General features: G+C 41.8%; 11 protein-coding genes and 5 pseudogenes. 8 read left to right on the top strand and 8 right to left on the bottom strand.

The genetic code is table 11. The features are described from left to right. Positions 1-48: 48 nt before the first annotated feature. Both AB4209_RS04355 and AB4209_RS04350 read left to right on the top strand, forming a co-directional pair. Positions 49-3,336 (top strand): FG-GAP-like repeat-containing protein, encoded by a 3,288-nt coding sequence (locus tag AB4209_RS04355; RefSeq protein WP_372054964.1) that lies wholly within the window; start codon positions 49-51, stop codon positions 3,334-3,336. Between the two features lie 308 nt (positions 3,337-3,644). After that, positions 3,645-4,112: pseudogene (locus tag AB4209_RS04350) on the top strand (transposase); the annotation flags it as partial. 16 nt (positions 4,113-4,128) lie between these two features. On the opposite strand, the pseudogene AB4209_RS04345 reads toward AB4209_RS04350, so the two are convergent. Further along, positions 4,129-5,040: pseudogene (locus AB4209_RS04345) on the bottom strand (IS3 family transposase); the annotation flags it as partial. A 175-nt stretch (positions 5,041-5,215) separates the two neighbouring features. Further along, complete coding sequence (locus AB4209_RS04340) at positions 5,216-5,989, bottom strand: FCD domain-containing protein (RefSeq protein WP_372054962.1); 774 nt, start codon at positions 5,987-5,989, stop codon at positions 5,216-5,218. Positions 5,990-6,284: 295 nt separating this feature from the next. Between AB4209_RS04340 and aldA the strand changes: the two genes are divergently transcribed. Further along, a complete protein-coding gene (aldA, locus tag AB4209_RS04335; RefSeq protein WP_372054960.1) occupies positions 6,285-7,733 on the top strand; it encodes an aldehyde dehydrogenase in 1,449 nt (482 codons plus the stop codon). A gap of 76 nt (positions 7,734-7,809) precedes the next feature. Here the strand turns inward: aldA and AB4209_RS04330 are convergent. Beyond that, a pseudogene (locus AB4209_RS04330) lies at positions 7,810-8,624 on the bottom strand (transposase); the annotation flags it as partial. A 208-nt stretch (positions 8,625-8,832) separates the two neighbouring features. On the opposite strand from AB4209_RS04330, the pseudogene AB4209_RS04325 reads away from it, so the two are divergent. Then, positions 8,833-9,848 (top strand): annotated as a pseudogene (locus AB4209_RS04325) (IS110 family transposase). A 307-nt stretch (positions 9,849-10,155) separates the two neighbouring features. Here AB4209_RS04325 and AB4209_RS04320 read toward each other — a convergent pair. The 5 genes from AB4209_RS04320 to AB4209_RS04300 all read right to left on the bottom strand — a co-directional run bounded on the left by AB4209_RS04320 (position 10,156) and on the right by AB4209_RS04300 (position 16,564). Further along, a complete protein-coding gene (locus tag AB4209_RS04320; RefSeq protein WP_372054980.1) occupies positions 10,156-10,425 on the bottom strand; it encodes a group II intron maturase-specific domain-containing protein in 270 nt (89 codons plus the stop codon). Further along, positions 10,400-11,107, bottom strand: coding sequence for a group II intron reverse transcriptase/maturase (gene ltrA, locus AB4209_RS04315; protein WP_372054958.1), 708 nt, complete (start codon positions 11,105-11,107; stop codon positions 10,400-10,402). The genes AB4209_RS04320 and ltrA overlap by 26 nt, the downstream gene beginning before the upstream one ends. Before the next feature lie 1,175 nt (positions 11,108-12,282). Next, positions 12,283-13,761, bottom strand: a complete 1,479-nt coding sequence (locus AB4209_RS04310; RefSeq protein WP_372054956.1) for a methyl-accepting chemotaxis protein — start codon at positions 13,759-13,761, stop codon at positions 12,283-12,285. A gap of 15 nt (positions 13,762-13,776) precedes the next feature. Beyond that, positions 13,777-14,631 carry a diguanylate cyclase gene (locus tag AB4209_RS04305; RefSeq protein WP_372054954.1) on the bottom strand — a complete coding sequence of 285 codons (855 nt, stop codon included), beginning with the start codon at positions 14,629-14,631 and terminating at the stop codon, positions 13,777-13,779. Between the two features lie 475 nt (positions 14,632-15,106). Then, positions 15,107-16,564: a carbohydrate porin gene (locus AB4209_RS04300; protein WP_372054952.1), complete on the bottom strand. Its 1,458-nt coding sequence runs from the start codon at positions 16,562-16,564 to the stop codon at positions 15,107-15,109. A gap of 490 nt (positions 16,565-17,054) precedes the next feature. Here AB4209_RS04300 and AB4209_RS04295 point away from each other — a divergent pair. The 4 genes and pseudogenes from AB4209_RS04295 to AB4209_RS04280 all read left to right on the top strand — a co-directional run bounded on the left by AB4209_RS04295 (position 17,055) and on the right by AB4209_RS04280 (position 20,428). Next, positions 17,055-17,950, top strand: a pseudogene (locus tag AB4209_RS04295) (IS5 family transposase). Positions 17,951-18,032: 82 nt separating this feature from the next. Further along, positions 18,033-18,317 carry a hypothetical protein gene (locus tag AB4209_RS04290; protein WP_372054950.1) on the top strand — a complete coding sequence of 95 codons (285 nt, stop codon included), beginning with the start codon at positions 18,033-18,035 and terminating at the stop codon, positions 18,315-18,317. Positions 18,318-18,496: 179 nt separating this feature from the next. Continuing rightward, positions 18,497-20,086 (top strand): sugar porter family MFS transporter, encoded by a 1,590-nt coding sequence (locus AB4209_RS04285; protein ID WP_372054948.1) that lies wholly within the window; start codon positions 18,497-18,499, stop codon positions 20,084-20,086. A gap of 195 nt (positions 20,087-20,281) precedes the next feature. Continuing rightward, a complete protein-coding gene (locus AB4209_RS04280) occupies positions 20,282-20,428 on the top strand; it encodes a hypothetical protein (RefSeq protein ID WP_372054946.1) in 147 nt (48 codons plus the stop codon). The last annotated feature ends 87 nt before the right edge of the window (positions 20,429-20,515 follow it).

Raw genomic sequence — 20,515 nt, 5'->3', positions numbered from 1 at the left:
TCAATTAAACTACGGGAGAAATATTTTTGACGACGTAAGGAAAACATAATGTCAATAAATAAAAAAATCGGTTTTAGCATTTTAGCACTAGCTATAGCTTCCACCGTTGGATGCAATAGTAGTTCTAGCAGCTCAGATGGGTCTGTCCCACCTGGCGATCAAAATCCTGCAATTACTACACTTCCTGCAACGACTGAAGTAGGAAAAGATATCAATGTTGATGTCGATGTTACTTCTCCAGAGTTACTTCAGGCATTAGAATTAGATGTTACTATCGAGTCAGCTTACGCTTCTATTTCTGTGCTTCAGGGAACGAAGGTTCTTTTAGATCACGTCGATATTCCCTCGTCCGGCGATCATTCTTTGCGGTTGATAACAAAACTAAACGACATTGCAACTCAGTCTGACAACGGAACACCGTTTACTATTGCTGTCAGAACAGGCGCTGTGAAAGTCAATTCAATGACTGCAGCACCACTTGGAGACATCACCCTCCCAGAGTTTACCGACATGTCCGCTGAAGTTGGGTTGGAAACAGAAGTTACACTCAAATATGGCGGTCCATCGATTGGCGACATTAACGATACTGGATACTATGATGCCATTCTAAACAACCATAACTACATTGCACCACAGGTAGTAACAAACTTAGACGGTGGCGCGGTAGATGTTGTCCCTATGTTCCCTAATCCACAAGATTACCATGGTACCGCTTTGGGTGACTACACTGGTGACGGTCACCTCGATATGATGCTCGCTATTGGTGGAGCAAACGGAACGAATCCTTCTTCTTATATTCTTTTCAAAAACGAAGGTGGCAATTTTGTTCAAGTAGAAGGCAATGGTGGCATTACAACCCCTGCGCGCGGAAGAGCCCCCCGCTGGGTTGATTTGAATAACAATGGCTTATTGGACCTAATACTGGTTAATGCAAAAACACCCGATTACGATGGTCCTATTCAACTATTTTATGAAAATAACGGCGATGGTACATTCACACAAAAACGCGTGGCTGGATTAGAGCACACACTCGGCCAACGTGCACTCATTCTAGATTACGATAACGATGGTAAACAAGATCTACTGCTATTTTCACCCGTATCCTTATGGCGAAACAATGGTGACTTCACTTTTACTGATGTTTCCAGTGAGCGCCTACCAGCTAATGCGATAGGCTTAGACCAGGTACAATCTGCAGCGGAAGTAGATTTAAATAACGATGGCCACTTTGACATTTATTTATCTCGTGGTCTTCCTGAATACCAACTGTCAAACAAATCTTATGATTTCAACCCAACGACAAAAACATTCGACGTCCGCGATGACGGCGAAACCGGTAAAACGCTGATCGACATTACAACAGATGAAAATGCGACACTAACGCTTAAAGACCTAAGCTTGACCTATCGTCAATACGATGATGGTTATCCAATCTACCTCGGTAACTCAAAAGAGAAAAAGTGGGTTTACGCAGAAGGCTTCCAAGAAAGTCAACTTCATCCAGACATGAAAGATGCACCGGAATTTTTAGATGTCCAACCTGAAGATGCCGTTGGTTTTCCAGAAGTCCGTGATGAAAATGGGATTTATATCGGTCACACCGGTGGCGGTAAATGGAAAGTAGAATGGGTCAGAAATCAAAATGTTTATTGGCTTGTCTCTTTTTCACTTGAAAATGTTACCAGCGTTACGACAGATTGGGAACCAACCAACCGTAACGTAAGCGATATGCTGCTTATAAACGACGGTGACAAGTTTGTTGATGGCACACAAGAATGGAATGTGCCGACAGGCGGTAACCACTGGGGAGTAACATTCGGAGACTTCAACAATAGCGGGTGGAATGACCTCTTCATTCATCGTTTTGGCTTCATTGCAGAACGTGTTTCGGATTTACTATTGGTTAACAATGGCAAAGGGAAATTTGAAACAACCACAACCCATGGCGCACACGATGTTAATGACCCTGGTCACGGTGATATGGGACAAGCATTCGATTTTAACCGCAATGGCCAGGTTGACATACTTAATGGTAGCAATGAAAACGGCATGTGGTATTTGTATAAAAACACGACAGTTAATACCGGAAACTACCTTAATGTTGACGTCGGCTATAGTCCATTCTCTAACATTGATCCACTAGGCGCTAGAGTTGTTCTAGAGACTGCCTCCGGTACTACACCGTCTCATCGTGTCGGTTCACGTGGGGCATCTTTCTCACAAAGTGTAATGAACTTGACGCATTTTGGTCTTGGTCAAACAGAACAAGTTGAGGCAGCAACCATCACTTGGCGTAATGGCGAATCGGTTAGATTTATTAAGCCTAACATTGGTGAGACACTGAAATCAGCAGACGGTCTTGCGCCTGTACCAACAGAAATCACACTCGCGCGTAGTGAGAAAAAATTAGGCATTAATGATACCTATTCTTTAGAACCGTCATTCACACCACTAAATGCGAAACCTGAAGTAACGTATACAAGTTCTGATAGTACAATTGCAAGTGTCAATAGTGAAGGGGATATCACTGCTCACAGCTTCGGAGATACCATTATCACAGTGACCTCTTCAGCTACTCAGGGAGTGAGCGAGAGCATTGCAATTTCTGTAGGTGAATTTGACCCTATTTACGTCACAGACATCACGATAGAACAAAATGATAGCTACCTGTATGTAAATAAGACAATTAAACTCAAAGCGTTACTCACATCTAGTGATCAAGAAGAGAAACCTGACGATGAGTCGATTTTATGGACCTCTTCAAATGACTCCATCGCGACTGTTTCATCTGATGGAATTGTGTCAGGAACCGGAGAAGGTGAGGTAACAATTACTGCGACGGCGAATGGCAGTCAAAATCCAAATGCCGTGACAGACTCAATCACATTGACCGTTGAAAGTTATATAGACATGTCTATTAAACTAGATAGCGATTGGAAATACAAAACTAGAGCAAATCCAATTGATGAGCCGTTAGAGGTAACGTTTAACTATAATGCAGGCTCTCACAAAACAACGCCTGATGGTGTCAAGATTTACCTACGTCTTCTACAGAAACCTACCTGGGGACTAGTCAAGGATTACGCAGGTGGGGATGGTGCTCAGTTTGACATCGTACCTGGAACTCCTGGTACGAGTGAAGGCAAAAACATTACTTTCTCGCTAGATCTCCCTTCATATCAAAATGACGGACTGGTCCCAACTCAAGACCTACCTGAAGATCAATTCTACTACCTATTTGTTGTGTTCGAGAACGATGCAGATGCGACAGAAAAACAACAATCGGCAGTCTATCCAGTTTGCATCACTCCTGCAGGTGATGACACCAACTGCTAAAATACATTTAACCTAACAAAATGAATAACACCAAGCCCCTCAATAGAGGGGCTTTTTTGAATTCATTACAAATTAGCGGTCACTGAAAAGTAAATCCATCATAAACCCCGCATTCAAATCACTCTGCACCAATATTAACATCGCCCCTCTAACCCCAAAAAAATTTAAAACGGCAAAACGACTCTCTGTTCAGGAGTGGTACGCACTCTTTGAACACTATGAAAACAACAATATTACTGAGCTTGTTTTATGCGAACAGCACGAACTCAGTTTAGTTACGTTGTTCGCAAACGGCGTTAATTCCAAACGTTTTCATCGATGCAGTTCACCCAACATTATCGACCAAAACATTCCATGAATGGATACGCGCTGGTCAAGATAAAGTGGTTGAAGCGACAGGTAATCGTAGCTGACTGAATATTATTGGCGCGTTGGAACTGTCGGATATTGGAAGGATTACTGTTAGTGATTACGAAAGCATTAACAGTAAAAGCATTGTTCGCTACTAATGAAAGCTAAGAGAAATCTACCATTAACCCACAAACTCCATATCGTCTTAAATGTAGCCGGATATCACCGACGTAATATAGTCAAAGATGCAGCGTTTGTCCTTAATATTGAATACATTACTTCCCATCTTATAGCCCCGTTCTCAATCCGATAGAGCAGCAGCTATTGACCAATTTTTTACTGTGACTCTTCCAGAGATCGCAGTTTCGTTGGTGTCTCGAATCAATGATAATATTCAGGCTCTAAAACCAGCATCTTCAAGTTGATTGGGTATATATTCTAACAATTTCCTCGACGAGATAAACTCTGTTTAATCTGAGATCGCCAGAATGCTTGGCGGTACATACGACTCGTATAATGATTAGCTTGATCACTGTGGAATAACACATTGGAGGGCTTACTTCGCGACTTATAGGCCATCTTCAGCGCCTTACATGTCAGTTGACTATCGGGCAAAAGACATCGCCCAACCGATCGGTTTATGTACAAAGAGGTCGATAACAACTGCAAGATAACTCCAGTGATTTCCGGTCCAAATATAGGTTACGTCGCCGAACCAGATCTGATTAGGAGCAGTCACACCAAACTGTCATCTAAATGATTTATAATTTCAATGTGTTCCTGGGTTGCTTTGCTATATCGGTGTTTAGGACATTGACGACTAACCGCCCGAGTTTTTCATCAGCTTAGTTGCTCTGAAACGAGAGATAACCATCGCGAGTTAGTTTCGATACTCGCAATGGTTCTCGCGCCGGCAGAACCGTTACTAACGCGGTGAGCCTCTTGAACTTGGGGACGTAGATGTACATCTTCTGCAGATTGAGTCTTGGGTTTCTTACACCAATATTAAAACTGCTTCGATAGAAACCGAACACTTTACACAGCTTTGAAACACTGTAGCTCTACTTGAGTTTCTCAATTATCGAGAATTGTTCAGTAGGTCCAACATCAACAGAGCAATTGTAGATTCAACTTGTCAATGCAACACCTTTTTCAATTATTTCATTATGCTCTTCCAGCTCAGCAATCCGCTTTTTAAGCTCTCGGATCTCGATCTGCTCAGAAGTGAGCGACGAAGCTTTCGGTGTTACGCTTTGCCTCACTTACTTGAGCTGCCTCATCCGTTGTTCAATTGCTAAATTGCTTACATTCACCTTCGCTGCTTCAACAACTGTATAGCCTGGTAGTGACCAACTGCGCAGCTTCTAGCTTAAATTCGGGACTGAAAGTCTCATACGTTTGTTATAGTTTCACCTGATTAGAGTTGTATTCTAACACCTCTAATCAGGTGGCCAAATTCACTATGCCACTACAAGATCACTCCGCTACATAAAAACTGCTATACGCTCGCCTTTAAAACACATGTGTATTAAGTATTTTCAATGTCTATATCAAGCGCAAAGAAAAAATCATCAAGCTCCTCATCTACACCTTCTGATGAGGCAATTTTTAACAGCTCAACTTTACTGTTCTCTATGTGTTGCCAGACCGCTTGTTTCGCTTCTTCTGCCGAACGTTTCTGTAATGCCATCAGAATACGTTTGTGGTCGTTAATCCATTGGGTTTGTAGACGCTCTTCATGCAAATACTTGTGGTTCAGTTCTCGCCATAACGGGTTTTTAATACGAACTGTATTCCACATTTCAGCAGCCTGGCGAATAAGTACACGATTTTGAGTCGACTCTGAAATCAAGTGGTGAAACTGTTCATCAAGTTGTTCAAACTTTTCACTGCTACCGTTGATTTCACTTTCTTGCTGGTTGAGAACTTTTTTAAGCTCTCTTAATTCATTAAATTTTATTTGAGTCGCCGCGAATCCGGCAATGCTACTTTCGATAATTTGTCTAGCCTGCAATAGCTCAAAAGGACCGATATCACTTTTAGGGATAAAAGCACTATTTGAAGCTCTATCAGGTGAATCAATAAAATAAATACCAGCTCCCTGCCGAACGATAACTAAACCTTTCAGCTCGAGCATAATGATAGCTTCGCGAATCGTCGCCCTGCTGGTTTCAAACCGATCACTTAATTCACGTTCAGAAGGTAAACGCTCACCAGCTTTGAAAAAGCCAGAGTGAAGCAATTCTTCAATTTGTAACCCGATATCATAGTATCGTCGTTTTGTATTATTTGATTCAATCATCATTTTTCCAGGGTTGTCAGGTTGATTCGGTCAACCTATTTTATAGTAAGTCTTCATTTTACCACTAGTTACATCTTTTCCTATCAAGAAAATGTAATTAAAGCGCAACAAATTTCTTGAATTCATCCATTATTGCAATATTTGTGATACACATCTTAAGAACCACACTATATAACGAATGTATCAATACGTTAGTGAAATCACAAATACATCCACCAATAGAGTGATTTGGTTGTCCAATGGCTGTATTTGAGTTATATTAGATGTATATTATTTGTATTCGACGAGGATTCATATGCCTATTTTATATAGCAATTTATACATCGATGGTCAGTGGTTAGCAGCTTCTGGTTCAGAGACTATTGAAGTTATTAACCCTAGTAACGAGGACATCGTGGGTTACGCGCCAAAAGCTACACGAGAAGACGCACAAAAAGCACTGAAGTCTAGCGAAAAAGCCTCTAAAGCTTGGGCAAAACTCCCTGCACAAACTCGAGCGCAATATGTTTCTAAATTAGCAGACAAATTGGAGGAGCACACCGAGTCGTTTGCAAAGCTGTTAACCACTGAACAAGGTAAGACACTGTGCGACGCTCGTGGCGAAGTCGCCGGTTCTGTTGGTTTTCTTCGTTATGCTGCGGAATCCGCTCGACGTATAGAAGGTGAGATAATTACCAGCGAAAATCAAGACGAGCAAATCTGGATTCAACGCGTGCCCTTTGGTGTAACTGTTGGATTACTCGCGTGGAACTATCCATTAGCACTTGCAGCAAGAAAACTTGGTAATGCACTGGTTACTGGAAATACTATGGTTATCATGCCTCCTGCAGATACCCCCCTTGCAGTATTGGAATTTTCTAAACTCATCACTGAATGCAATTTTCCAAAAGGTGTTGTTAATATTATCTCTGGCGAAGGCGCCGTAGTCGGCGATGAACTGGTTCGCAACCCAATCACCAAGCTAGTAACGTTAACAGGCAGCTCTGAAGTAGGCTCTATTCTTTATCGCTCTGCGTCTAAGAATATTACCGCGCTTAACTTAGAACTGGGCGGTAAAGCACCGTTTATCGTGCTTGCGGACGTTGACGTTGATCACGTAGTCGACTTGGCTGTTAAATCTGGTTTTGGCAACTGTGGACAAATTTGCACATCTAACGAGCGTATGTATATTCACGAAGCGATTTACGATAATTTTATGACTAAATTTATCGCCAAAACGAAAACACTCAAAGTGGGTGACCCGTTTGCCAGCGATACGGATATTGGCCCAAAAGTGAACGCCAGAGAGATTGAAAACCTCACTCGTATGGTCAATCGTGCAAAAGAACAAGGTGCCACAATCGAACTCGGCGGTGGTAAACCAGAAGGCGCAGCATTTGATAAAGGGTTTTGGTTTTCACCTACCATTATTACTAATGTAACGAACGACATGGATATAATGAAGGAAGAGACGTTCGGACCAATCGTATCTGCCATGCCTGTCAGTAGCTTCGAACAGGCTCTTGAATATGCTAATGATATCGACCTAGGTCTTTCTGGTTATGTTTACACCAACGACATGAGTAAGATTATGCAGGCGGTTAATGAACTGGAAGTGGGCGAAATCTATATCAACCGACCAAATGGCGAGTTATTTAATGGATTCCACACTGGATTCAAACGCTCAGGTATTGGCGGAGAAGACGGTAAACATGGTCTTGAAGGTTACTTGCAGAAAAAAACCGTATATCTAAATTATAAGTAATTAGATAGCTAGCGTATTAAAACGTTCCGGTCTAGATGACACTTAATGACTAAAACGCCCAGTTCTATTTCATCGGGCGTTTTTTATCCACCTTATAAGCATATCGCGCAATATTGTTCACATTTGGCAATGGTGTTTTAGACGAATCCACTCCCAAACAGTAAATCCACATGAAACACTGTTTCTCTGCCTTAAGTACCTGGTTGAGTAGGTACTCTCTCGAAGCTGCATACAACGGAGCGAACTTTTCGCTTGGATAACTACCAACTTGCCATAGTGTTACTTGATAGCTCTATACCTGATTGTGTAAATAATGATTCCTGCCAGTAAAGTAGCATCGCGTATTGGTACTTACTTAGGTTGATGTTAGCCACTAAGCTTTCAGTGGTGAAACTCTTAGGAATGATGCTCTGTAGGGCTGGCTTTTGATGTTGTCCTTGTTTATCTCGCATTGGCGGCAAGCATACTTAGTGCTTTGAGTACTGCTGGCGTGAACTCTAGTTTCTAGCTGCGCTCTTCACCGATTCTATGCAGGCCATGCTTGCCGCAAGCGTACTGCTTCTCATCGTCGTCTAAATCAAGTTCGATAACCTCAAGAGGCTAGGTTTACGGTTACCACGCCTCTTCGTTGTTGTGGTTATCGTCACCTCAATTTCGTCTTCCTTATCTGCTTCACATTCGACTGCCTGAAGACGTCACCTTGTGATTCATCGTAAGATTTTAACACTTCCGGGCGTTTTACGAACTGGCGACCGAATGCAAGCTTGAGTTGTTCAAACAGCGATTGAGGCTCTTATTTCCATTCATCTTCCTCCGACATCAGTACTACTACCATCGCTTGTAGCTCGGCAACATCGTGACTTTCTAGTTGGTATCTGGCGTGTTTTTCATGACGTTTATTATAACGGGTTTATGGCCGATAATCGTGAAGCCTGAAAGCAGTCTATCGAGCTCGAATTGAGTTAGGGTAAACACCTGGTTTTTCTCTGTAGAAGGGCACTTACACGTGGCTTTTTCAAGTTGTCTATACTTAATGAGATGGTACGTCCCTCCCTACAGCTAAACTTGAACTGGTTTAATCTTTAAAGGAAAGTGCCACATGAACAAGTCTCACATTATCGGAATTGACCTAGGTAACAACTCTTTTCATTTAGTTGGGCATGACCAACATGGCAAACAATTATTCAAGAAAAATTTACTCGCCAGAAGCTACTGGAGTTCTTGTCTTTCCATGAACCTGTAATTGTAGCGATGGAATCGTGTGGAGGGGCTCATTGGCTTGCTAGAAAGTGTGTTGAGCTCGGTCATACTCCCAAGCTAATTCCTCCCCAATACGTAAAGCCATACGTTAAAACAAACAAAAGTGACTTCATTGATGCCGACGCGATCGCTGAAGCAGCTTCTCGACCAACAATGAGGTTCTCTTCAGCGAAAACCGAATCAGCGCAGGTGATCTGTACTATTCGGAAAATACGCAGCGGGTATATTCGAGAGCGTACTGCTTGTATGAACCGAATCGGATCTATCCTGCTTGAATTCGGAATTAGTTTTCCAAAAGGACACGCTGGTATGAAGGGGCTATTTCAGTGGTTAGTGGATAAAAATCAATCCCTTCCACCTCTAATCATATTCGAATTGAGTGAACTTCATGATCACTATCTGAACCTCAATGAACGTATAGATTCACAAGCTGAAAAAGTCGAAAAAATTCTCGCTGACAATGAGCAGGTTAAGCAATTACAGACTGTTCCAGGTATTGGTCCAGTTATAGCTAGTGCTTGTATATCCTCAGTCAGTAACCCAAATGATTTTAAAAACGGTCGAAATTTTGCTGCATGGATCGGACTTGTTCCTGTTCAATACTCTACGGGTGGCAAATCCACACTACTTGGGATATCAAAACGCGGGAATAAGGAGCTGAGGACATTATTTATTCATGCGGCAAGGTCAATTTTATGGAGAGATAAGTCGGTTGAAAGATACTTTGGCTCATGGCTAGTTGAGCTTAAGAAACGAAAGCCTTTTAACGTGGCAGTGGTCGCTTTAGCCAACAAGATTGCACGTATAGCATGGGCAATATTAGTCAATAAAAAGCCCTTTGAAATCAGAACATAATCGAATTTGCAATGAGAGTAATAGATGACACAACGGTTAGACCACCAGACTGAAGACCTGTTGCCCCAAACAGCAACCTAACATGCTTTAAACTTTGCGAGGACAGTCTGGCGCACACCTCATCATAGAGCTGAGACTAGTTGACAGTCTCTAACTGACTCTGAATATATTAGCGCAAATCAGCTCGTTATTTTGAACTCTACTTGCAATAACGGGACGTACCATATATTGGGGCAAAGCCCGTTTTATGGTGAGTAGGCCAGAGGAGTTTCACCTCTAGCCTCTCGCAGAACCGTACGTGATACTCTCATATCATACGGCTCCCATTACCCAATCGTTGATCTTCAAAATAATGCCAGTGGGTGAACAGACATGGTCGATTTTGTGCAACATGCTTAAGCCATTGTGCACTTTTCCGTTTATGTCCTGCAAGACGTTTATATTTTCGCCTTGCCCACCGTCCTAATCTGAGTTCCAGATAGTCAGCTAGTTTACGCATTTGGGTGGGGTAAAAGTGTCCGTAATATTGGAACCATCCCCGCAATATCGGGTCATATGTGACAATGCACGACTGCATCATCCGCATACCTAGCAAAGGGACACTTAGGAGAAGTTTTACTTATCCAAACATCAAATGCGTAGTGCATGAACAGATTCATCAGCAATGGACTAATGACACCACCTTGTGGTGTGCCTTGAGTTCGAGGCTCCAAGACATTATCAACTGTGAGTGTTGGTGCTTTTAACCATCTTTCAATGTAAAGCAAAGCCCACTTCACCTTTACGTGATGACGTACAGCTTTCATCAACAGTTCGTGATCGATATTATCGAACGCACCTTTGATATCAAACTCTACAACCCAATCCATCCGCCAGCAGCGCTGCCGAGTTTTCTCAACAGCCTGTAATGCAGACTTTCCAGATCGATAACCATACGAGTCTGTATGGAAACATGCGTCTATCTGAGGTTCGATTTGCATCTTGACCACCATCTGAGCGACACGGTCAGACACAGTAGGAACACCAAGACTGCGTATACCACCATCCTTCTTAGGTATATTCACCTGTTGAACAGCAGGAGGTATATAGCAGCCTGACGACATACGATTCCATATTTTGTAAAGGTTGCCTTTCAGGTTTCGTTCAAATGTTGACAAAGAAACTTTGTCCACGCCTGCCGCACCTTTATTCGCTTTGACACGTTGATATGCCCTCCAAACAAGTTGTTTTGAAATATCAAACGATTTTGTTGATGCCATATGGCTCCTCCCTAGTTTTGCTAGGTTGACTAAATTTCACCAACTGGATAATGCTACCCCTTCGCTCCTTACCCATTACAGGTAATTCAACACTACTACGAGTAGCTCCGCCCCTGTATTTGACATTGGTATTCTTCCTCATGGTATTTGCCATTTGTCATTTCCCTTATCATTCAAATCCAGGTTCCCACGTTCCGTGCTACCGCCTAAATCAAGCTCATGCCGCCTATACACCGATTGCCACTGAAACAGTAAGTAGGTTTCCTTTCAGCTTATCCTAGGGCTACTGGGCGACCCTAGTTTTGACAACACTTAATACTTAACGATGCGTCATCGGACGGTTTGCTTTCGCTCATCTTCTTGATTCATACCTGATATCTTTATTGATACCTTTTCCAAAGTTGCTCACTACCATATCTCTTAAATACAGCAGCACTTGGCGGTTTGAAACCGACCCCTACAGGCAGATTTCGGGAGGCCTTCTCCCATCAGTAGCACAGTTCCAAAGGGCATTAGCCCTTTGTTCGTGGCACACCCCAGTACAACACTTTGATTTTATCGCGTTGTTTATTGGTAAATAAGAATAATGCATCGCTACAAAGAGGCAAGTTGGAGTCATGCTGGCTGTTGGTAGCTGGGCTGCCTGATATTTTGTCGTCTTTTCGACGACTTTGTCTCTAACAAAGCCGACTGGCGTCGACGGTGTTGTTGCTTGTAAATAACTTAGTTTCGCAAAGCACGTGGACAGGCTAATAGGCTAAGTTCAGTCTGTTCACAGAAGGTGCATTGAGTGATATTGCTGCTCTCATAGCGCTCGATAAGAGTTTACCATTCTTTATTGGTGCGTCGTTTTGCCATTTCAAATATCCTTTGGGTTGGAGAGTTGATCTTATTATTCGTGGGTGGTGATGAGAATGCGGGGCTTATGGAGAGCTTACGAAAAAAACAGTCCCAAAGCTAACTATTACAAATAGCAGGAACTTGGGAGATAGTTGCGAGTCAGTTAGGCTCTATAATAAAAAGAGGCCGAACACAGTTCTAAGATACAAAACGCCCGATGATGTCCATCGAGCGTTTAACTAAAGTATCACCTCATATCAGAACGAGCCAGCCTTTAATCTACTTATTACATATGTTTAAAGCACCACATAACGAAGGTGAAAAGTAATATACTCTTACATATTAAACCGACCAATATTGCTGGTTAAATCACGGTTAACCCCCTGAATCTCTTCTACTTTTGCATTTACACCCGTCGCACTCGCCGACAAAGATGAAGATAATTGATTTAAGTCATCTATATTGATAGCGATGGTTTTGGTGACCTCACTTTGTTGCTTTGTCGCCACCGCCACTTCACTATTCATACTATTAATGGACTCGATATCAACCGAAATTTTCTGCAAATTCGCTGACAACGTTATCGCTGCAGCCGTTACCTCTTGTGATGATACTAAACTCGCACCCATCGAATCAGCTGCTCTTTTTGCATTAGATTGTAGGCTCGAAACAATAGTTTCTATTTCTGATGTGGAATTCTGCGTTTTTTGAGCTAATGCTCTCACTTCATCAGCGACAACAGCAAAACCCCGCCCTTGGTCACCAGCTCTCGCCGCTTCAATTGCCGCATTCAATGCGAGTAAGTTTGTCTGTTCTGCGATACTTAATATCACTTCAACCACAGAGCCAATGTCAGAAGAAGATTGGATTAAAGCATCGATTCGCTGTGACGTTTCGCTGATTTGCTCTGAAAGGCTTGTCGCTAGTGAGCCGTTCTGCTCAACTAAGCGTCCACCCTCTTCAACACAATTAATGGCCTCTTGAGTCTTAGCCAATGTTGCCTCAGCGTTGCGATATACATCCTCTGCGGTGACGCTCACTTCCTCAAGTGACGTTGCCGCTGTCTGCATTGATGCTTGTTGAGATTGAGCATCGTCTTGAGACTTTCTTGCAACCGTAGTCAACGTGTTAGAAATATCGCTAATGTTGTCACTAATATTGGCGACACTACCAATCATATCGGTCAAATTATCCATAAGATCGTTGAAATTCTTAGTCAACCGACCAATTTCATTATTGCTTTTAACCGAAATGCGTTGTGACAAATCAGCATCACCTGTCGACAGGCGATGCAGCGAATTAGTCACATCATCGATAGGCTGAATAACCACTGAACGCATAAAGAAGTATACGCTAACTACGACCATTACCAACACCAAGACGATAGAAAACATCATCAATAACATTTCGTCTTGCATACTTTGGCCAATAATTGCTGGATCAAATTGAAAGGTAATAGTACCAATCTTTGCATCTCCACGAACAACAGAATGCTCTGTATTAGACAAATTTTTGACTGAGATACCGGAACTAGATATCTCTTTTCCTCGTTGGTCAACCACAACAACAGAACGCAAAATTTCAGAATTAATCAAAGCATCGGTTACAGCCTGTGCTTGCTCAAAATCATACGCAAAAATCGCTTCTACCAACGCCGCATCAGCCAAACCAACGGTAGATTCCACGTCTTGAGTATAATCGGTATTTAATCTATCTTTAACCGTAAAATAGCTGGCTCCGCCACCAATAGAAATCCCAATAAAACCGACTACTATAAGAAAAATTGAGAGTGCTTTACTTAAACTATTATTCATTTATTCGCCCTTACATTATCGATTAATATCTAACCAAAGCTCTTTCCGCTCGATTGGTGCATCTTTTGGCAAGTATGGATTATCTATATTAATTACAACTCTTTCAGTAAGTTTACTTGTTTCAAATGTAGTCCTAATAAGCTCTGAGTTATAAAAAACCTCGTTAAAACTGCCGTCTTTTATCGCTATTTCCAACCCGTTATTAATGTCTTGAAAGAGACTTGTATTTTGTTTCGATACGTAAAAATACATCGCCGATGGATACACCAAAAGAATGTTATCTTCAACCGCCAAATTTAGACCATCTTGGGCTTCCACAACACCTCGTGATTCATGGACTCCAAGAGGTAAAAAGTCAAAACGTCCCCCTTCTACCATATGAAAAAGACTATCAGCCTTAACTGGTTTAATCACGTTTAAATGAGCTGCTTCTAGAATCTTAGTATCTGACCAAAAGCGCCCCAACCCAGCTTTCAAGGTTCTTAAATCATGAATATTTCTAACACTTGCAAACTTATATTGACTGTTTTTTTCAATAACAAAGGTTCGATATCCCGCAAGACCTTTAAAAATTGGTATTTTAACTGCTTGCAATTGATTTTGTAGATCTTGAGATGCACCAGCCCATATCAAATCGATATGTCCATTGCGGACTTCCTCCACCAATCTTGCATCTGATAAATATTCATTAGCGTGGTTAACCGTATGTGACTTACCACTTTTTTGAAGCGCCAGTTCAACAAGCTCTAAAATAAGACTATCTTTGCCTGGAAACACCATAGGCGTTTTTATTTCCGCATGCAAATTAAATGGCAACAAAAACACAAACAGTATTATTGCCATTCTATTTGTACAATTACTTTTTTTCATATAGATCTCCACTCATAATAAGCATTTTTAAATAGTGCGACTCGAGTTAACCTTAGCAGTTCATGTCAATTAAATAAGTGGATTAATTTAGTTATAATTTAATATAAGACCCATCATTTTGAATACGATAAAATAATAGAATGAAAGGTTAATTACATTTTCTTTTCAAAAAACCGCTCTAATTCAAAACACGTCAATATGAAGACTATTGTTACTGACCATCAGTTATAACTTCTAAGTTCTTGTTGTACGCAACAGGTATGCTATTGAAGAACATCTAAGCAATTGCATCATTACACTAACGTATAACAACACTTAAGTGCAGCTAATTTAGAACTTCCTATATGATCATAACAATCAATTCAATCCATACCTTTATCAATCTTCTGTTCTTTTTTAATACTGTTGAAAAAAGCAATATTATTCAACATCGATGTTGAATAAGGCAACCTAAATAGGTTGCCTCTCAGGTAAATTACCACCAAGTTTCAAACATCAAGCCAAAAGTTGTCGCGTCTCTCTTACCCAATTCGGTAATGTATGGGTTATAACCCGCCTGCCAGTCGGAACCTGTACCGTAGCTTTGGAATGCGAGAGTATTAGTATCGAGTTGGCCGTACGTAACAAATAGACGAATAAAGGGTCTGTCCCAGTAACCACTACCTAGATGAATATCTTGAGCGAGCGTTACTTTTGCGGAAGAGTTGGTACCGTCGGTTCCAGTTGTTGCACCTCTAGCGTTGACTTCAAAATCCATTTGGTCGTAAGCCAGTTCAAGTACCGTTGAGAACTTACTGCTCCAACTATAAGTACCGCGAACCGCTGCTTGGTTCCATGTCGTTTTTTCATAAGGCAGTGCTCGGTTTACTTTTAGATCTTTAACATCATCACCGTAAGACGCAGTTTCATGTGAAAGCATGTACGCTAAGCGAACCGAATCAGTAATTTCTTGTACACCGTCAAAAAAACCACCCACTTGATAGCTTGGACGATGCAACCAACTTTGCGTCATTGAAGTACTGGTTTTGTTACTATAACGAACAAGAAGTCGGTTCCAATCGCTTCGATCGCCTTGTGTGAGCGCCAAACCCAATTGGTATGAATCTGGGTTATTTTCACGTGCAGAACGCGTATAATTCCCATCACTAATATGAGCTTTCATATCGGCATCGGAGCCAAAATAGCGGCCGTAGTTGAAGAACACATCACTTTTCAAGCTGTCGGTAATGGGCATACTGTGTAACTTGGCAAGAAACGAAACATTACCACCACTGAAGCCTTCAACCGAATCGTCCGCACATTGTTCCCATATATCCTTTACTTCGCAGAACTCGTTGGTTGGGCCGCCGAAAGCATCCTTTACAACCGCAAGATTTAACATACCGAAACCCACATCGAAATTATCAAGACCGCCACCCAGACCATCTTGGTTAACGTGTTGAAATCCATTCAATGATGCTTCGTAACGTCCATAATAACGTTTCCCCATCCAAACCGCAGCATTCGGGTTTGAATCTATAATACCTGTACCATGAACCCACCATTCATCGAGAAAGAAGTAATTTGACGCTGGTCTTGTTGGATCATCGTTATAAGTACTGGCGCCGGTAAAAACGTTGGTATGCACAACCCAGTTCATATCATTTTGGCTAACACCATAATCAAAATGAAGTTCAGCTTGGCTTCCTTGGTTACCCAATTTACCTGTTGCTTTATATGGGTTACCCGCCGTTTGAATGATATTGACGCCATTATGTGCTTTCTTAGCAGTTTTACTCACAAGCTGATCTTGCGTAACGCCGACAGCGGCGCGGCCGAAACCTGAAAATTTGAAACCATCTAAATCTCTAGTGGCATTTTTTGCCACCGCTGGTGCGCATATGCTACTTACCGCAACAGCGATAAGAGAAAGTGAAAGAAATTTCCTTTTCATTTTTATTTACCCATTAAAGTCGTTAGTTAATTGATTACTTATAAAAGACACTGATAGACACTACAGTTAAACTTGCAAGAGTTTGCTTAACCAATGTTACACTCACGTTGATGAGTTTAAATATTGGTAACCCAATTTAACGTGACGAAAGTAGCATTTCGCCTTCAGAAGTAAAAAATCTATGCGGAAATTTGATCAGGTACATATTCATACAACCTTAATTTTTATAAAAACCACCAAACCTCACAAAATGGCAAACATATTTCAACAAATAAAATCATACAATTAGTTACATTGCGTGCAATTTTCGCTCAGAATTACCACAACATCAAACAATCGCACGCTTCATTAGCAGTAAAGCAATAAATGGTGTAACAATGTATATTTTTTGGTAGACCACATTCAGCAAGAGGCGTCGTGCATAAATCGAGTGAACTAAATCAGAATCTTACGATAATATCATGGACATTCATTCACTGACTTTGATTTCATGCCGAAGCCTCGCCACAAAATTACTAACTGGCGCAAGTACAATAACTCCCCAGTCAACCGAGGTTCACTCACGTTTTGGATTGACTAAGAAGCGATAATAGAGTGGAAGCAACCTAGACAGAATAGACGTGGTAGGCACGATTATTTAGTGATTTGGCCATCACAACTGCTCTCATGGTAAAGCGCATCTTTTCCTTACCTTTTAAGGCGCTACATAAATCCATCGACTCCATTTTTAGATTGGCAAACGTCCCGTTGGTTTGTTCTCACTATTCTTGCATCAGTCGCCGAGCTAAGGATGTCGAGCTTTGCTTTAAAGCCTCTTCACGAGGTGCTATTCAGCACCTCGCCATTGATGCTACTGGACTCAAGGTATACGGTGAAGGCGAATAGAAAAAAGCATGGGACCGATGGCAAGCGTCGAGTCTGGCGTAAACTCCATCTTGCTGTTGATACTGATACCTATGAAATTATCGCGTCTGAACTGACATTAACAGGAGTGGCAGATGCGGAAGTACTCCCCAATCTGCTCAAACAAACACGCCGTTCAATCAGGGAGAGCTCGGGAGATAGCGCATGCGGTCCTAGGGAGTGCCATAGGGCGATTACGGTTAGGAAAGCAGCCCCCTTATGCAGCCTTCTGGGAAAAAGATCATCCACGTAATCTGGCGATTGGCTGCCAAAGCTATATGGCTCGAACAAAAGGTGGAAACAGAAGTATGGTTGTCATAAGTGTTCAATATCTGAGACGCTATGTATCGCCTGAAGCAGATAATGGGAGCCTCACTCACGCTTCGCAATTACAACGCGCAAGTTGGGGAGACTTACGCCATGCTCAAAGTACTCAATAAGCTAACTGGGATAGGTATGCCCCACATTCAGCATATCATTTAAAATACGAACTATTTAACAAGTGTTTGCCCTTTGCCTGAATTCAGCAACAAAACCCTCTTTATTTGTTTATGCGGAGGGGAATTTGCCTTTCGACATCATTTTTCAGCTGCTGAAACCATTGACTGGTACGCTCGCTATTTTCGGTACTTTATCGGTGTGGAATGATGTGGTTAACCCACTTTTATTTATTACTACTGAGAGCAAGCTAACGATTATGCCTGCAGTATTACGATTCCTAGGTATCTACTCTGCCGATCCTACGCAACTTTTTCCCGCAGCTGTACTCGCGCCCCTTCCCCTGCAGTGCGTATTCTTTGCACTTCCTAAACAAATCTTGTCTGGGATGACCGCAGGTACGGTGAAATAATCTCACTTTCACAATGAAAAAACCACCGTCATGGTGTTTTTTTCGATCCAAAAGCAAAATAGGTTGATAAAAAGACATAAATAAAGCTAATTGATCGACCAATTGTGATCAGCCAGACAGTATTTGGGTTACCTATGGTGAACTATTGGTTCATCTTTCTTTGTAGTAGGTAATACCCAATGAACTATCACACTAAAAATGCCATTCGATACGCGATGATTGTCGCTCTGGGTGGGTTTGTCTTCGGCCTTGATGCCGCGATCATATCGGGAACCATTCGCTATATTAGTATGGAGTTTGGGTTGTCAAATTTACAGGTTGGTACGGTGGTAAGTGCACCGAGCCTTGGCGCAATCATCGCCTTATTTTTTGCCGGTAAAATAGCCGACACTTGGGGAAGAAAAAACACCCTTATCCTGATAGCAGGACTCTATATTTTTTCCGCAATAGGTTCCGCATTATCAACGAGTTATGAGATGCTTGTCGCCGCTCGTTTTATTGGTGGTCTTGCCTTCAGTTCTCTATCTTTGGCCTCCATGTACATTGGTGAAGTCGCCCCTTCTCGATTACGAGGTAAATTGGTGTCATGTAACCAATTCAATATCGTCATTGGTTTATCCATGGCTTATTTTATTAACTACTACCTTGTCATCAATCTTAATGAGAACATCTACTTACTTTCATCAGAGGGTATTTGGAGAACCATGCTAGCGTCAGAACTGGTTCCTGCAATACTATGGTTTGGGTTATTGTTTACCGTCCCAGAATCACCTCGTTGGTTAATCACCAGAGGTAAAGTTAAGGAAGCAAAAGAGGTACTGAGCAAGCTGTATGCACCTGATGAATTGATGGATACAGTAAAAGAGGTCAATACTACGATGCAAGAAGATAAGCAGCCAGCCTTTAGTCATCAACTTAAAAATCTCATTACATCGAAGTATCGCACTGCATTGGTGATTGGCGTGACGATCGCTATCGTTCAAGGCATCACAGGCATGAATGCCATCCTATTCTATGCACCGACAGTTTTCGAACAGGTAGGATTTGGTGGTAACGCGGCATTCCAACAAGCGATATATATTGGTTTAACGAGCGTCATTTTTACCATCTTTGCGATTATGTTCATAGACAAATTGGGACGCCGTCCGCTATTACTTATCGGCCTGACTTGCGCTGTTCTTAGCCATCTTACATGCTGGTATGGCTTTAACAGTGCCAAGTTTGAGCTCACAGATAGCAACATTGAACAACTGTCGGAAACCATCGACGTTGCTCCACTTGAGTCATTCAAAGGATTAGTTTTTAATAGTGATGTCGAATTTAAAGATGCTTTGTCAACGGTCTATTCTCCAATTGAATTGGTGAAATATGAAGCGAGTATTATTGAGAAAGCGATCATCGTTAATTCCTATTTAGTCTTATTTGGCATTCTTGGTTTTATTGCCGCGTTTCATATCTCAATTGGTCCAATTATGTGGGTGCTCTTTTCTGAGATATTCCCTAATTCGGTTCGCAGCGCTGCCATACCGATCTCAGCCATTGTCACTAGTATTGCTAGTTACTTGATTCAGCAGTTCTTCCCTTGGCAATTGGCTAATTTAGGGGCTGCTAACACATTCTTAATGTACGCCATATTTAGCGGTATCGGTTTAGCACTGATCACCAAGCTATTGCCAGAAACAAAGGACAAATCCATTGAACAAATTGAAGTTCTATTGTCCGCCAATTCAAATCCCAAAAGAGCATATAAAGAAAATCTAACATCCTAGAGTATTAAGGCTGTTCCAATTGGTTCAGCCGTTACTTTATATCTGCACAAATCACCAAGTAGGTCACAATAATGGCGAGAATAGCATTTCATATTGGGTTGCCAGCCGAATGAAATCGGTTGACCACGAGATCATTAGTTGAAATGTGTAAGCTTATCCAAAGTATAAAGACATACATTAAAGGAATTGGAAACAATGAAACGTACTTTTTTACTAACAGTAATTACGACTGCGCTTGTCGGTTGTGGCGGAGGCTCAAGCGATGGTCCGACGGATCCAGGTTGGCAAAATGGTGTCGCACCTCCTCAGTCTGGACCTGATAGCTCAACGATATACCCGTGATCATTGAAGATGCTTGATTTTTCCTTAAAGCAGGATCATGCTACGCACCATGAAAATAATACTGACCCCTCAACAGAAACAACAACT

Origin of the sequence: Vibrio sp. 10N.286.48.C11, assembly GCF_041469805.1 — a bacterium.
GTDB classification, from domain to species: domain Bacteria; phylum Pseudomonadota; class Gammaproteobacteria; order Enterobacterales; family Vibrionaceae; genus Vibrio; species Vibrio crassostreae_C.
The sequence above is the reverse complement of the archived record's forward strand: the minus strand, read 5'-3'. Positions and strand labels throughout refer to the sequence as shown.

What these genes read in the sequence shown, in the direction of transcription:
- aldA (WP_372054960.1), top strand. Translation starts at nt 6,285, where the DNA reads ATGCCTATTTTATATAGCAATTTATACATCGATGGTCAGTGGTTAGCA.
- AB4209_RS04305 (WP_372054954.1), bottom strand. Translation starts at nt 14,631, where the DNA reads ATGAAAAAAAGTAATTGTACAAATAGAATGGCAATAATACTGTTTGTG.
- AB4209_RS04285 (WP_372054948.1), top strand. Translation starts at nt 18,497, where the DNA reads ATGAACTATCACACTAAAAATGCCATTCGATACGCGATGATTGTCGCT.
- AB4209_RS04300 (WP_372054952.1), bottom strand. Translation starts at nt 16,564, where the DNA reads ATGAAAAGGAAATTTCTTTCACTTTCTCTTATCGCTGTTGCGGTAAGT.
- AB4209_RS04355 (WP_372054964.1), top strand. Translation starts at nt 49, where the DNA reads ATGTCAATAAATAAAAAAATCGGTTTTAGCATTTTAGCACTAGCTATA.
- AB4209_RS04340 (WP_372054962.1), bottom strand. Translation starts at nt 5,989, where the DNA reads ATGATTGAATCAAATAATACAAAACGACGATACTATGATATCGGGTTA.
- AB4209_RS04320 (WP_372054980.1), bottom strand. Translation starts at nt 10,425, where the DNA reads ATGCAGTCGTGCATTGTCACATATGACCCGATATTGCGGGGATGGTTC.
- AB4209_RS04310 (WP_372054956.1), bottom strand. Translation starts at nt 13,761, where the DNA reads ATGAATAATAGTTTAAGTAAAGCACTCTCAATTTTTCTTATAGTAGTC.
- ltrA (WP_372054958.1), bottom strand. Translation starts at nt 11,107, where the DNA reads ATGGCATCAACAAAATCGTTTGATATTTCAAAACAACTTGTTTGGAGG.
- AB4209_RS04280 (WP_372054946.1), top strand. Translation starts at nt 20,282, where the DNA reads ATGAAACGTACTTTTTTACTAACAGTAATTACGACTGCGCTTGTCGGT.